This window comes from Streptomyces sp. NPDC057253 (assembly GCF_042669125.1).
Classification (GTDB): Bacteria; Actinomycetota; Actinomycetes; order Streptomycetales; family Streptomycetaceae; genus Streptomyces.
In genome coordinates, this window is the sequence record NZ_JBHUXV010000073.1 from 39,182 (window position 1) to 51,707 (window position 12,526).

The 12,526-nt window shown below is 69.7% G+C and carries 12 protein-coding genes; 7 read left to right on the forward strand and 5 right to left on the reverse strand.

From position 1 onward, the window contains the following. Window positions 1-325: 325 nt before the first annotated feature. From ACFULQ_RS31885 to ACFULQ_RS31910, 6 genes are all read left to right on the forward strand, one after another. Window positions 326-1,009, forward strand: a complete 684-nt coding sequence (locus ACFULQ_RS31885; RefSeq protein WP_330264689.1) for a lytic transglycosylase domain-containing protein — start codon at window positions 326-328, stop codon at window positions 1,007-1,009. Window positions 1,010-1,018: 9 nt separating this feature from the next. After that, entirely contained in the window at window positions 1,019-1,675 is a 657-nt protein-coding gene (locus tag ACFULQ_RS31890) for a transglycosylase SLT domain-containing protein (protein WP_383550620.1), read from the forward strand. A gap of 133 nt (window positions 1,676-1,808) precedes the next feature. After that, window positions 1,809-3,176, forward strand: a complete 1,368-nt coding sequence (locus tag ACFULQ_RS31895) for an AI-2E family transporter (RefSeq protein ID WP_383550622.1) — start codon at window positions 1,809-1,811, stop codon at window positions 3,174-3,176. A 155-nt stretch (window positions 3,177-3,331) separates the two neighbouring features. After that, window positions 3,332-4,150 carry a MarR family transcriptional regulator gene (locus ACFULQ_RS31900; protein WP_383550624.1) on the forward strand — a complete coding sequence of 273 codons (819 nt, stop codon included), beginning with the start codon at window positions 3,332-3,334 and terminating at the stop codon, window positions 4,148-4,150. Between the two features lie 42 nt (window positions 4,151-4,192). Next, window positions 4,193-4,591: a roadblock/LC7 domain-containing protein gene (locus tag ACFULQ_RS31905; protein ID WP_383550626.1), complete on the forward strand. Its 399-nt coding sequence runs from the start codon at window positions 4,193-4,195 to the stop codon at window positions 4,589-4,591. Window positions 4,592-4,595: 4 nt separating this feature from the next. After that, window positions 4,596-5,024, forward strand: a complete 429-nt coding sequence (locus tag ACFULQ_RS31910) for a hypothetical protein (RefSeq protein WP_383550628.1) — start codon at window positions 4,596-4,598, stop codon at window positions 5,022-5,024. Window positions 5,025-5,046: 22 nt separating this feature from the next. Here ACFULQ_RS31910 and ACFULQ_RS31915 read toward each other — a convergent pair whose 3' ends face one another. The 5 genes from ACFULQ_RS31915 to ACFULQ_RS31935 all read right to left on the reverse strand — a co-directional run bounded on the left by ACFULQ_RS31915 (window position 5,047) and on the right by ACFULQ_RS31935 (window position 9,883). Beyond that, the gene (locus tag ACFULQ_RS31915; protein WP_383550630.1) at window positions 5,047-7,404 is read right to left on the reverse strand and encodes an ABC transporter permease; all 2,358 of its coding nucleotides are present in this window, start codon (window positions 7,402-7,404) and stop codon (window positions 5,047-5,049) included. Next, complete coding sequence (locus ACFULQ_RS31920) at window positions 7,401-8,087, reverse strand: ABC transporter ATP-binding protein (RefSeq protein ID WP_383550632.1); 687 nt, start codon at window positions 8,085-8,087, stop codon at window positions 7,401-7,403. Before ACFULQ_RS31920 ends, ACFULQ_RS31915 begins: the two co-directional genes overlap by 4 nt. Further along, window positions 8,084-8,608, reverse strand: coding sequence for a PadR family transcriptional regulator (locus tag ACFULQ_RS31925; RefSeq protein WP_383550634.1), 525 nt, complete (start codon window positions 8,606-8,608; stop codon window positions 8,084-8,086). Before ACFULQ_RS31925 ends, ACFULQ_RS31920 begins: the two co-directional genes overlap by 4 nt. Window positions 8,609-8,714: 106 nt before the next feature. After that, on the reverse strand, window positions 8,715-8,969 hold the full coding sequence (locus ACFULQ_RS31930) for a hypothetical protein (protein ID WP_383550636.1): 255 nt from the start codon (window positions 8,967-8,969) through the stop codon (window positions 8,715-8,717). Beyond that, window positions 8,966-9,883 (reverse strand): SPFH domain-containing protein, encoded by a 918-nt coding sequence (locus tag ACFULQ_RS31935; RefSeq protein WP_383550638.1) that lies wholly within the window; start codon window positions 9,881-9,883, stop codon window positions 8,966-8,968. The genes ACFULQ_RS31930 and ACFULQ_RS31935 overlap by 4 nt, the downstream gene beginning before the upstream one ends. A 238-nt stretch (window positions 9,884-10,121) precedes the next feature. Here ACFULQ_RS31935 and ACFULQ_RS31940 point away from each other — a divergent pair, with 238 nt between their 5' ends. Next, window positions 10,122-12,476, forward strand: coding sequence for a transglycosylase domain-containing protein (locus ACFULQ_RS31940; RefSeq protein WP_383550640.1), 2,355 nt, complete (start codon window positions 10,122-10,124; stop codon window positions 12,474-12,476). Window positions 12,477-12,526: the final 50 nt, after the last annotated feature.

A 12,526-nucleotide genomic window follows, 5' to 3' on the forward strand; every position in this document is an offset into this window, starting at 1 on the left:
TTGAAATCCCTGGGGTCAAACGGGATGTGAGCTTTCACACGCAACTCAGAATTGCCACCCGGCGTCCGGTTACGGCAGAGTCTCGGTTCTGTCAGGCCCCGCATACGGCACACCTGTACCCCCAGCGGTACGGCACCACAGCAGCACCACGTTCAACTCCATAACGTCCGCCGTATGCCGCCCGCGCACTACGCGGCGCTCCCCGCAAGGGAGTTGCCCACCGGGCCCGTGCCTCCCGTGACCCCGTTAGTTGGGAGGCCAGTGTCCAGGGGCACGATTGCGTCCGCCAGGGTCACCGAAGCGGGCGATGCTGGAAGGAAACCGTGTGAGCCCGATTTCGGTCCGGGGATTCGCAGTGGCCTCCGCCACCGCGGTCACCGCTGTAGGTAGCGTTGTCGGAGTCGCCTCCGGCAGTGTCGCGCAGCCGAACGACGCAGAGGCGACGGCAGCGGACACGACGCTCCTGGCGGACATCCCCGCGGGTGAGCAGGCTCAGGTGCAGACCGCGTCCCTCACGCAGCAGGCCGACTACCAGGCCATCGCCGCGGACGCGAGCGCCAAGAAGATCGCTGAGGAGTCGGCCCGCAAGGCCGCCGCCAAGTCCGCGATCGAGAAGAAGGAAGCCGCCGAGCAGGCGGCCAAGGAAGCCAAGGAGCGCGCCGAGGCCAAGGAGAAGGCCAGCCGCAGCGCCTCCAGCTTCCCGGTGCAGAGCTCGTACACCGTCGCGCAGATCCAGTCGATGGCTGCCTCGATGGTGCCGAGCGGGCAGTTCCAGTGCTTCAGCAACATCGTGGACCACGAGTCCAGCTGGAACTACCGGGCCGTCAACGCCTCCTCCGGCGCCTACGGTCTCTTCCAGGCCCTGCCGGGCTCCAAGATGTCGTCGGTCGGTGCCGACTGGCAGACCAACCCGGCGACCCAGATCAAGTGGGGCCTCAACTACATGGACAGCCGGTACGGCAGCCCCTGCGAGGCCTGGTCGTTCTGGCAGGCCAACCACTGGTACTAGGCCGCAGCCGTGAGCCGGAACTCCGCGCGTGGATTCGCCGTGGTCTCGGCCACGGCGGTCACCACTGTCGGTGCCGTCATGGGGGTCGCCCAGGCCGGCACCGGACAGTCCACCGACGACGCGCAGGCGTCGGCCGGTGACGCGACGCTCCTCGCGGACATACCCGTCGGCGAACAGGCCCAGGTGCGCGCAGCCCCGCTGGCCCAGCAGGCCGAGACACAGGCCGTCGCCGCGGACGCCGTAGCCAGGAAGTCGGCGGAGGAATCGGCCCGCAAGCAGGCCGCCAAGGACGCGCGGGCCAAGCGCGAGGCCGCCGAGGAGAAGGCGAAGAGGGAGCGGGAGGCCAAAGGCATCTTCCCGCAGCAGTCGTCCTACACCGTCGCCGAGGTCCAGGCCATAGCCCGCCAGATCGTGCCCAGTGGGCAGTTCCAGTGCTTCAGCAACATCGTGAACCACGAGTCCACGTGGAACTACCTGGCGGTCAACCCGTCCTCCGGCGCCTACGGCCTCGTCCAGGCGCTGCCCGGCAACAAGATGGCCTCCGCCGGTGCCGACTGGCAGACCAACCCGGCGACCCAGATCAAGTGGGGCCTCAACTACATGAACAGCCGGTACGGCAGCCCCTGCGGCGCCTGGTCGTACTGGCAGGCCCACGGCAACTACTGATCACCGGCCGTCCCTTTCGCTCAACCCCACGCAGCCCCTCCCCGTCCTAGGGGGAGGGGCTTTCGCCCTGTACGGTCGGACCGGACGACTCCAGGGGGGAGTGGTGGGGAGAGACGGGGGAAGAGGACGGATCATGTCGCGAGTGCCAGGGTGGATCGGTCGGCTCGGTGCCCGCCTGACCGATGTGGGTGAGCGGTTGGACGAGCGCCGCGCCGAGGTGGCCCGTGAGGAGGCCGAGGCGGACCCCGCCCCGCCGCCGCCCGCGCGCAGGCCGAGGAAGCCCGCGGGCCCCGCGTCCCGGCCCGTGGTGCTCGTCCCGCGCCCCGATCCGGCGCAGGCCGTGCCGTGGGGCGTCCGGGTGGCCGCCGAGGCCGGCTGGCGGCTGCTGGTGCTCGCGGGGACCGTGTGGGTGCTGATGCGGGTCATCAGCTCCGTGCAGCTCGTCGTCTTCGCCTTCGTCGTCGCCCTGCTCATCACCGCGCTGCTCCAGCCGACGGTGGCCCGGCTCATGCGGCACGGCGTCCCGCGCGGCCCCGCCACGGCGCTCACCGCGATCCTCGGGTTCGTCATCATCGGGCTGCTGGGCTGGTTCGTGACCTGGCAGGTCATGGAGAACATCGACAACCTCTCCGACCAGATCCAGAACGGCATCGACGATCTGCGCAACTGGCTGCTGAAGAGCCCCTTCCACGTCACCGACAAGCAGATCAACCAGATCGCCAAGAACCTGCGGGAGGCGGTCGGCGCCAACACCGACCAGATCACCTCCGCCGGCCTGGAGGGCGTCCAGGTCGTCGTCGAGGCGCTCACCGGCATCCTGCTGACCTTCTTCTCCACTCTCTTCCTGCTCTACGACGGCCGCCGCATCTGGGAATGGACGCTGAAGCTGGTCCCCGCGGCCGCCCGTCCCGCCGTGGCCGGCGCCGGCCCGCGCGCCTGGCGCACCCTGACCGCCTACGTCCGCGGCACCGTCCTGGTCGCCCTCATCGACGCCGTCTTCATCGGCATCGGCATCTACTTCCTCAAGGTGCCCATGGCCGTCCCGCTGGCCGTCTTCATCTTCCTGTTCTCCTTCATCCCGCTGGTCGGCGCGGTCGCCTCCGGCGCCCTTGCGGTGCTCGTCGCGCTGGTCACCCAGGGCGTGTTCACCGCCGTGATGACGCTCGCGGTGGTCCTCGCCGTCCAGCAGATCGAGGGCCACATCCTCCAGCCGTTCATCCTCGGCCGCGCGGTCCGCGTCCACCCGCTCGCGGTCGTCCTCACGGTCGCCACCGGCGGCATGGTGGCCGGCATCGGCGGCGCGGTGGTGGCCGTACCGCTGGTGGCGGTGACGAACACGGTGGTGAGCTATCTCAAGGCGTACGCCGAGGAACAGTCGGTCGGCCCGCCCGGGGACGAGCACGAGCTCGAGGAACAGGACGAGACGGCCGTAGAAGAGGACCAGGGGCCGGAGGAACCGCCTCCGGGACCCGACAAAGCTTCCTCGGATTCGGTCAAATGAGCGCCGAACGAACTGTTTTGAACAGCCAGCCGAACTCAACTTCCGTCAACTAACGGCAGCTGGGAAACCCGCACCCGGAATATGCGTCCGGACTGATACACATTCCCTCCTCAGCGCTACGCGTCAGGCGTGTGTGCGAGGCGGCGGGGGGTGTGATGTCGGGCCACGAACACCTGGCTCAGGCCCTGGCCGAGTGCGGCCGTGACAGCTTCACCGGCGAGCTGCGGGTTTACGGCACCCCCGGCGGCACCTTCCACTTCGGGGACGGCCGGGTGGTCGCCGCGGAGTCCCCGGGCGCCCCGGGCCCCGAGGCCCTGCTGCTGCGCTCCGGGCGGGTCAGCGGCGAGCAGTGGGCCGAGCTGGTGCGGGAGTCGGGCGGCTCGCGCTGGCCGGCGACCGCGCTGATCGCGCACGGCTACGCGGGCGCCGCGCAGCTGAGGGTGGTGTGCGCGCTCGCCCTGCACGACGCCGCCTTCGCGATGGCCGCGGGCCGGGTGGACAGCTGCGAACGCGTCACCTCCACCGAGCTGTTCGCGCAGGTCCCGCTGGGTGAGCCGCCCCTGCGGCTGCTCCAGGACGCGACCCGCCGGCTCACCGCCCTGGCCGCGCTGCCGCACCCCGTCCACCCCGACCGGGAACGGCCCGTGCCCTCGGGCACCGACCACGGATCCACCGCGCTGCGGCGCGAGTTGCTCAGCCACGCCGACGGCCGCCGCACGGCCCGCGATCTCGCCTTCCGGGTCGGGCGCGGGGTCTACACCGTCACCGTCGAGGTCGCCCGGATGCTCGACGAGGGGCTCCTGGTGTGCGTCGCGCCGCCCGCGCCCGTCCCGGTCAGCTCGCTTCCGGACGGCCACGCGCTCCGGCCCCGCAAACCCCCGCAGGGGGAGGAGCCCCTGCCTGCCACGCACAGCGATCTGCCCCGCCGTAAACCAGGCAGCTTCTTCCGTCTCCGGAATGGAACACCCAAATGAAAAAGCCGATCAGATGTGAACGAATTCAGGGGAGTTGAGTACATGGATCACAAAGCCCTGGCGCTCGAAATGCGCGGTCTGCGCGAACAGGTCACCGGAATCACCGATACCGCGGTCGCCGCCGCGGACGGGCTGCTCATCGCCGCGGACACCGCCGACTCGATCGACCCGGAGGGTCTCGCCGCGCTCGCCGCGGCCGGGCTCGGACTCGCCCGGCGCACCGCCGGGGCGACCGCCCGCGGCACGCTGCGCCGGACGGTGACCTACGGCAGCCACGGCTGTGCCGCCTTCTACGCCGTCGGCGACACCGCCCTGATGGTCGTGCTCGGCGACGAGGGGATGGACGTGGAGCACCTGCACCGGGCGACCCAGCCGACCCTGAACCGGATCGGCTCGATCCTCACCGACAAGGCGACCGAGAAAGCATCAGAAGGAGTCTGAAGGGATGGCGACGAAGCGTATGACCCCAGGTTTCTCCGACCAGGTGATGGGCCTGGTCAAGTCCCTTCGCACGGACGCCCCCGAGTGCGTCGCGTCCGGCGTGGTCGACATGTCCACCGGCATGCTGCTGTCGTACGAGACCGTCGAGAACCACCCGCCGGAGGTGCTGGACCTCCTGGCGGGGGCGACTCTCGACCTGTTCCAGGGCCGTACCGTCGTGATGATCGAGGACGTCTTCAAGGAGCGTCGCGGGATCAGCAGCGACAACCACTTCTTCCAGGAGATCCTGGTCAACAGCGAGAACCTCACGCACCTGTTCGTGCGGCTGGTCGAACAGCAGGACGTCGTGGCCGTCGTGGTGTGCCGCAAGTCGGTCAACGTCGGCATGCTGTTCGCCCAGGTCCGGCGGGTGGTGAAGGAGTACAGCCTCTGAGCGGCCGGCCGGCTGCGGGCGGTTACTCCGTCCGCAGCCCGTCCGGGCGCATCAGCCTCAGCAGCGGCGGCAGGCTCAGCAGCGTCACCACGAGGACGACACCCGCGCCCACGCCGGTCATCGACAGCACGCTCGACCAGTCCACCCGGACCGGGGTGTCGGTCATCTTCAGCAGGACCGCACCCAGCGTCAGCCCCACCGCCGAGGCCAGCAGCAGACCGAGCCCGACCGGGATCGCCGTCTGCCACAGCACCGACAGGCTCAGCGTGCGCCGCCTGGTACCGAAGGCGACCAGCGCCGACAGCAGCTTCTTGCGCTCGCGCAGCTGCTCCAGCTGGGAGACCAGCAGGCTCGCCCCGATCAGCGCGAGGACACAGACGGCACCCACGAACAGGCCGGTGCGGATGGAGGAGTACTCGTCGTTGCGCTTGACGGACACCCAGGTCATCGGCTCCTGGTTCGGGTCGATCCGGGCGGCCGTGTTGCGGACGTACTCGCGCGCGTCCGGCAGCGAGTCGTCCAGCCGCACATAGATCTGTCCGCGCACGGCCGTCGCCGCCCGCGCCGGGAAGGCGCCGGGGGTGACCAGGATGCCGCCGCGCCGGTAGCCCGTCGGGTCGTCGATGGACTCCGCCTGCTTGACGACCTTCGGGACCGTCCAGGTGATCGAGGTCGGCTTCTCCGGGTCCTCGGAGGTGTCGAACCAGAGCTTCGTGCCGGGCTTGGCCGCCACGGTCGACTCGTCGTCGGCGTTCTGACTCCCGGAGGAGCCGTCGTCCGCCTTCGGTGTGACGTGGGAGGCGAAGACGTCGCCGTCGCGGCAGGAGGGCAGCTTGGCCACCTCACGCAGGGACGTGCAGTCGGCGACCGTGACCCGGGCCCAGTTCGCGTCGTCGCCCGGCCCGTCGTTGGCGTAGCCCTCGTCGAAGGCGTACACCTGCCGGACGCCCCTGGTCTCCGCCAGTTGCCTCGCGGTCGGTGCGAGCGCCTTCCCCTTGGGGACGCTCACCTGCATCTGCGCCCGCGAGAGGTCGTAGGCGGTGTCCTTCGTGTAGTCGCTCGACGTGCCCGCGAACAGCATCTGGAGCGCGATCGCCCCGGCCACCGCCACCGCGATGCCGTTGACCATCCGGGCCGCCGTGCCGCTGCTCAACTGGAGCCTGCGCACGGCCAGTTGCCAGGACACCGCGCCCGCGCCCAGCCGGGCCACGACCGCCTCGACGATCCACGGCAGCAGCGCGGTCACACCGACGAGGAGCAGGATGACACCACCGGTGACCATGTACTGGTTGAAGTCGCCGCCGTCCCGGCCCTGTCCGACCATCGGGTACAGCATCCCGAGCCCGGCCGCCGGCAGCAGCAGCCGCCACCACAGCCTGCGCCGCGCGGGCTTCGCCGTACGCACCACGCCGAGCGGCTCGATCACCACGCCCCGCAGGGCGAACAGCGTCACCAGCACGGCCGCCGCCGGCACCGCGACCGCGACCAGCAGGGCCAGCAGCGGCGAGGGGTTGAGGTAGCTCGGGAACACGCTCTGCCCGAACATCTCGACGGAGCCCGCCACTTCACGGCCGATCAGGAAGAACACCGTGCCGAGGACCAGCCCCAGCACCGCGCCCGCCAGCGCCTCGCCGGCGGCGATCCGCCGGGTCGAGCGGCCGTCGGCACCCACCAGACGCAGGGCCGCGAGCCGCCGGTCGCGCCGCTCGCCGCCGAAGCGGACGGCCGCGGTGATGAACACGGCGACCGGCATCAGCAGCACCACGAAGACGACCAGGACCAGCAGCACCAGCACCGGGTCGGATTCCGACTCGGTCGGGTTCGGGTTGCCGTACTCGTCGATCCGGGTGATCCCGGCGCCGTCGGGGGTGAGCCCCTCGGCCCCGCGGTAGAAGGCGAGTTCGTGGGAGCCGATCAGCCCGCTCTCGGCGATCGTCCCGGTGATCCGGTTGGGCAGCCGCTCCCGCAGGAGCTTGCCGTCGGAGGACTCCAGCAGTTTCTTCAGCGCGGGGGAGACGACCATCTCGCCGACCGCGGGGAACTCGTCGATCCCCGGCGGCAGCGGCGCCTTCGGCCCCTCGGGCTCCAGGTCCCGGCCGCGGATGTCGGTGTCGCGGAAGGTGGTCGACGCGTTCGCCGACAGCAGGGTGTTGTCGGCCCTCTTCAGATGTTCCCCGTAGTTGGTGTCCGCGCGGGCGTCGCCCCGCTCGTGCCGGACCGCCAGCGCGTTCGGCAGCGCGGTGGTCAGCAGCAGCAACGCCACCCCGAGCCCGACGCCGACCGCGGTCAGCAGCGCGCGGACCCATCCCTCGCGTCCGCCCGCGAAGGCGAACCGAACCCCCATGGCGAGGTCTCGCCACGTCCCCCGGCCGAGTCTCATACGACGCGCTCCATGTCCCGGGACTTGCCGTCCCGTACGACGATCTCGCGGTCCGAGTAGGCGGCGACCCGTGCCTCGTGCGTGACGAGGACGACGGCCGCGTTGGTGGACCGGGCCGCCTCGGTGAGCAGCTCCATGACCCGCTCGCCGTTGAGTGAGTCGAGCGCGCCGGTCGGCTCGTCCGCGAACAGCACGCGCGGGTTGGTCACCAGGGACCGGGCCACGGCCACCCGCTGCCCCTGACCGCCGGACACCTCACCGGGACGCTTCTTCCTCAGGTCGTCGACCTCCAGGCGCTCCATCCAGCCGAGCGCGGCCTTCTCGGCCTCCTTGCGGGAGGTGCCGTTCAGCCGCAGCGGCAGCGCCACGTTCTCGACGCAGGTCAGCTCGGGCACCAGCTGCCCGAACTGGAAGACGAACCCGAACTCGGAGCGCCTCAGCGCACTGCGCTCGGCGTCGTTCATGGTCGCCATCTCGCGGCCGTTGTAGAGGATCGAGCCGGAGTCGGGTGTGACGATCCCGGCCAGACAGTGCAGCAGGGTCGACTTGCCGGACCCGGAGGGGCCCATGACGGCGACGACCTCACCGGGGTGGATGGAGAACTCGGCGCCGTCGAGCGCGAGGGTGGGACCGTACGCCTTGTGCAGTGCGTCGGCGACGAGCAGGGAACCGGCCGGGGTCACTTGACCACCACCTCCGCGAGCTTCTCGAGACGCGCGGCGGTCAGCTCCAGCCAGCGCAGGTCGGCTTCCAGGTGGAACAGGGCGTGGTCGCAGATCAGCTGGTCCGCGAGGTCGCCCCGGCGCTTGCGGTCCGTGAGGATGCGCATCATCCGCAGGTGCTCGGCGCGCTGGGTGTCGAGGATGTCGGCCGCGTCGCGGTGGGTGAGCAGCGCGAGCACGACCTTGGTGTACAGCGTGGACTGGAGGTACGGCTCGGGCTTCTCGGGCGTCGCCAGCCACCGCTGTACGTCGGTGATCCCGGCGTCCGTGATGGCGTACCGCTTGCGCTCGGGGCCGCCGCCGGGCTCGATGCCGTCGACTTCGACGAGCCCGTTCTTCAGCAGGCGGGACATCGTCGAGTAGACCTGGCCGTAGTGCAGCGGCCGGTCGTGACCGAACTTCTCGTCGAAGGCCCGCTTGAGGTCGTAGCCGTGGCGGGGGCCCGACTCAAGGAGCCCTAGAAGGGTGTGACCGATGGACATGGGGAGGACTGTACATGCGGTGTATACCCCGCATGTATACGCGGAGTGTGTACAGGGCTGTCAGGGGGTGAGCAGCCGCAGGTGGGGGCCGATTGTCACGGTTCTGCTACCGGGGGCCCTCCGTGTCCCGGGAGCCCCCGGGGGGCCGGCCTCGGCGCGGCAGGGGGCCGGCGTCCCCGGGCAGCCGGCCGGCCTCCTTCAGTGCTTTCCGCAACAGGAACTCGATCTGCGCGTTGGTGGACCGCAGCTCGTCACCGGCCCACCGGGCGAGCGCGTCGTGCACCGCGGGATCCAGTCGCAGCAGCACCTGCTTGCGCTGCTGCCGACCTTGGGGGGCCGAACCCCCGGAGGGAACCGTCACTGGTAGAGCGTCCCGGTGTTGAGGACCGGCTGCGGGGCCCGGTCGCCGCACAGCACCACCATCAGGTTGGACACCATCGCCGCCTTGCGCTCCTCGTCCAGCTCGACGATGTCCCGCTCGGTGATCCGTGCCAGCGCCTCCTCGACCATGCCGACCGCGCCCTCCACGATCTGGCGCCGGGCCGCGACGACCGCCCCGGCCTGCTGCCGCTGAAGCATCGCCGAGGCGATCTCGGGAGCGTAGGCGAGGTGGGTGAAGCGGGACTCGATGATCTGGACGCCGGCCGTCTCCACACGCGCGTGCAGCTCGGCGGCGAGCTTCTGGGTGATCTCGTCGGCGTTGCCGCGCAGTGAGAGCCCTTCCTCGTCGTGGGCGTCGTAGGGGTACTCGATCGCGATGTGCCGTACGGCCGTCTCCGTCTGGGTGGCGACGAACTTCACGAAGTTGTCCACCTCGAAGGTGGCCTGCGCGGTGTCCTCGACCTTCCACACCACGACCGCGGCCAGCTCGATCGGATTGCCGTAGGCGTCGTTGACCTTGAGGACGGCGGTCTCGTGGTTGCGGACCCGGGTGGAGACCTTGGTGCGGGAGGTGAAGGGGTTCACCCAGCGCAGGCCGTCCTGGCGGATCGTGCCCTTGTAGCGCCCGAAGAGCTGCACCACCCGCGCCTCGCCGGGCGCGACCGTGTTCAGGCCGCGCAGCGAGATGAACGCGGCGACCAGCACCAGGGCGCCGGCGATCGCGAAGCCGGGGCTCTCGCCGCTGAGGGCGAGCAGGTAGACGGCGAACAGCAGCCCGAGCAGGCCCAGCAGGAGCGCGAGCGCGCCGCCGATGCTGTGCGCGGGCACCTCCCGCACGCGCGGGGCGGGCATGTCGGGTGCGTCCGCGGCGGGCACGGAATCTTGTGCGGACATGGAGGATCCCCCGTTTCGTCAACTATCTCACTTCTAGCTAAGTGATATCACTTTACCCCCGCTCGGCAACCTTGAAGCCCTTTCGGAGGTCTGGTTCCGAGGAGGCGGGTGCTGATTCTCACGCCCCTGTGAGACCGGATCGAATGCCCTGTGTCATATAGACCGGTGTTAGCTTTCTGAGCTGACCTGAGCCACGAACCTGTGTGGCCGCCGATGAGGAAGCGGAGCGAGTCGACCCATGGGACGAGCGGAAGAGAGAAGAGCACGTCAGCGCGGTGGCCACCGCGCGGCGCCGCCCACGCGCTCGTCCGGGACGCCGAGCGAGGGCCTTGCGACCGGCGGCAGGGCCGCGGCGCGCAAGGCGGCCGCGCGGGGTAAGAAGGGCGGGAAGAACGGTAAGAGCGGCATACGCCGGCTCTTCACCTGGAAGAAGATCCTCGGCACGTTCTTCGCCTTCTGCCTGATCGGCATCGGCGCCTTCATCGTGATGTACATGATGATCGACGTGCCCAAGGGCAACGCCGCCGCGCAGGAACAGAGCAACATCTACAAGTACAGCGACGGCTCGGTCATGGCCCGCGAGGGCGACACCAACCGCGAGATCGTGGACCTCTCCGAGGTGCCCAAGCAGGTCCAGCAGACCTTCGTGGCCGCGGAGAACAAGTCCTTCTACACGGACGCCGGCATCGACCTCAAGGGCACCGCCCGCGGTCTGCTCAACACCCTCTCGGGCAAGGGCAAGCAGGGTGGCTCCACGATCACCCAGCAGTACGTCAAGAACTACTACCTCGACCAGGACCAGACCGTCTCGCGCAAGCTGAAGGAACTGGTCATCTCGCTCAAGGTGGACCGGGAGAAGTCCAAGGACTACATCCTGGCCGGCTACATCAACACCAGCTACTACGGCCGCGGCGCCTACGGCATCCAGGCCGCCGCCCAGGACTACTACCGCGTCGACGCCCAGAAGCTCTCCGTGGCCCAGGGCGCCTATCTCGCCGCGCTGCTCCAGGCGCCGAGCCAGTACGACTGGGCGGTCGCCACCCCCACCGGCAAGAAGCTGGTGCAGGAGCGCTGGAACTACGTCCTGAACAACATGGTCGAGCAGGGCTGGCTGAGCAAGACCGAGCGCGCGAAGATGACGTTCCCGGTGCCGAAGGAGCCCAAGGCCGCACCCGGCCTCGAAGGGCAGAAGGGCTACTTCGTCAAGCTCGCCAAGCAGCAGCTCGAGAAGCAGATGGTGGCCAAGGAGGGCATCACCCAGGACGAGGCGGAGGCCCGGGTCGAGAACTCCGGGTGGACCATCACCCTGAACATCGACAAGAAGAAGCAGGCCCAGCTGGAGAAGGCGGTCAAGACCCAGCTGACCAGCAAGCTGGACCCGAAGAAGCGGGCGGTCGACAAGAACGTCCAGGCCGGCGCCGCCTCCGTCGACCCCAGGACGGGGAAGATCGTCGCCCTGTACGGCGGCTCGGACTACACCAAGCACTTCTACAGCAACGCCAACCGCACCGACTACCAGCCCGCGTCGACCTTCAAGCCGGTGATCCTCGCCGCCGCCCTGGAGAACAACTCCGAGACCGAGGACGGCAAGCCGATCGGCGCCAACACGGTCTACGACGGCACCAGCAAGCGCCAGGTCGTGGACCGCGACGGGGACAAGGTCGGATTCGCCCCCGAGAACGAGGACGACCAGGACTACGGCAAGCAGGTCACCGTCCAGACGGCGATGAACAAGTCCATCAACTCCGTCTTCGCGCAGATGGGCGTCGACGTCGGCATGGACAAGGTGCTGGCGACGGCCACCAAGCTCGGCATGGACACCGGCAAGCTCAGGCCGCTGCCCGCCTACACCCTGGGCACCATGGGCGCGAGCCCGATTCAGATGGCCGGCGTCTACGCGACCCTCGACAACCACGGCAAGCAGGTCACGCCGACCATCATCAAGTCGGCCGAGCAGGGCGGCACCGCGTACCAGATGCCCGACCCGATCGGCGAGCAGGTCATCAGCCGGGAGACCGCCGACACCGTCACCTCGGTGCTGACCGGCGTGGTCAACGACGGTACGGCCAAGGTGTCCGTGGCCCAGAACCCGGACCGCGACGGCCGCAAGGTCGCCGGCAAGACGGGTACCTCCGACGACAACAAGTCGGCCTGGTTCACCGGCTTCACCCCGGACCTGGTGACCTCGGTCGGGCTGTTCGGCGAGGACTACAAGACCCACGGCCAGAGCAAGATGTACAACACCGCAGGGCTCCCTCGCGTCAACGGCGGTGGCTTCCCGGCGCAGATCTGGGCGGCCTACACCTTCGGCGTCGCGGGCAAGAACACCAAGTTCGACCTGGACACCGACCAGGGCGCCGCGGTCCAGCCCACCTGGACCCCGAGCCCGTCGGCGACCCCGTCCGAGACCCCGTCGGAGACGCCGACCACGGAGAAGCCGACGGAGACACCGACGGAGACCCCGACGACCACCGCGCCGTCGACTCCGCAGAACACCCCGACGACCAGCCCGCCGGTGTCGGTCCCGCCGTCGAGTCCGCAGAACACCACGACGACACCGGCGAACCCGTTCGACCCGGCCGCCGATCAGTAGCGACCGACACGGCGATCGGCAGCGACCGACAGAGAGGGGGCGCCCGGCAC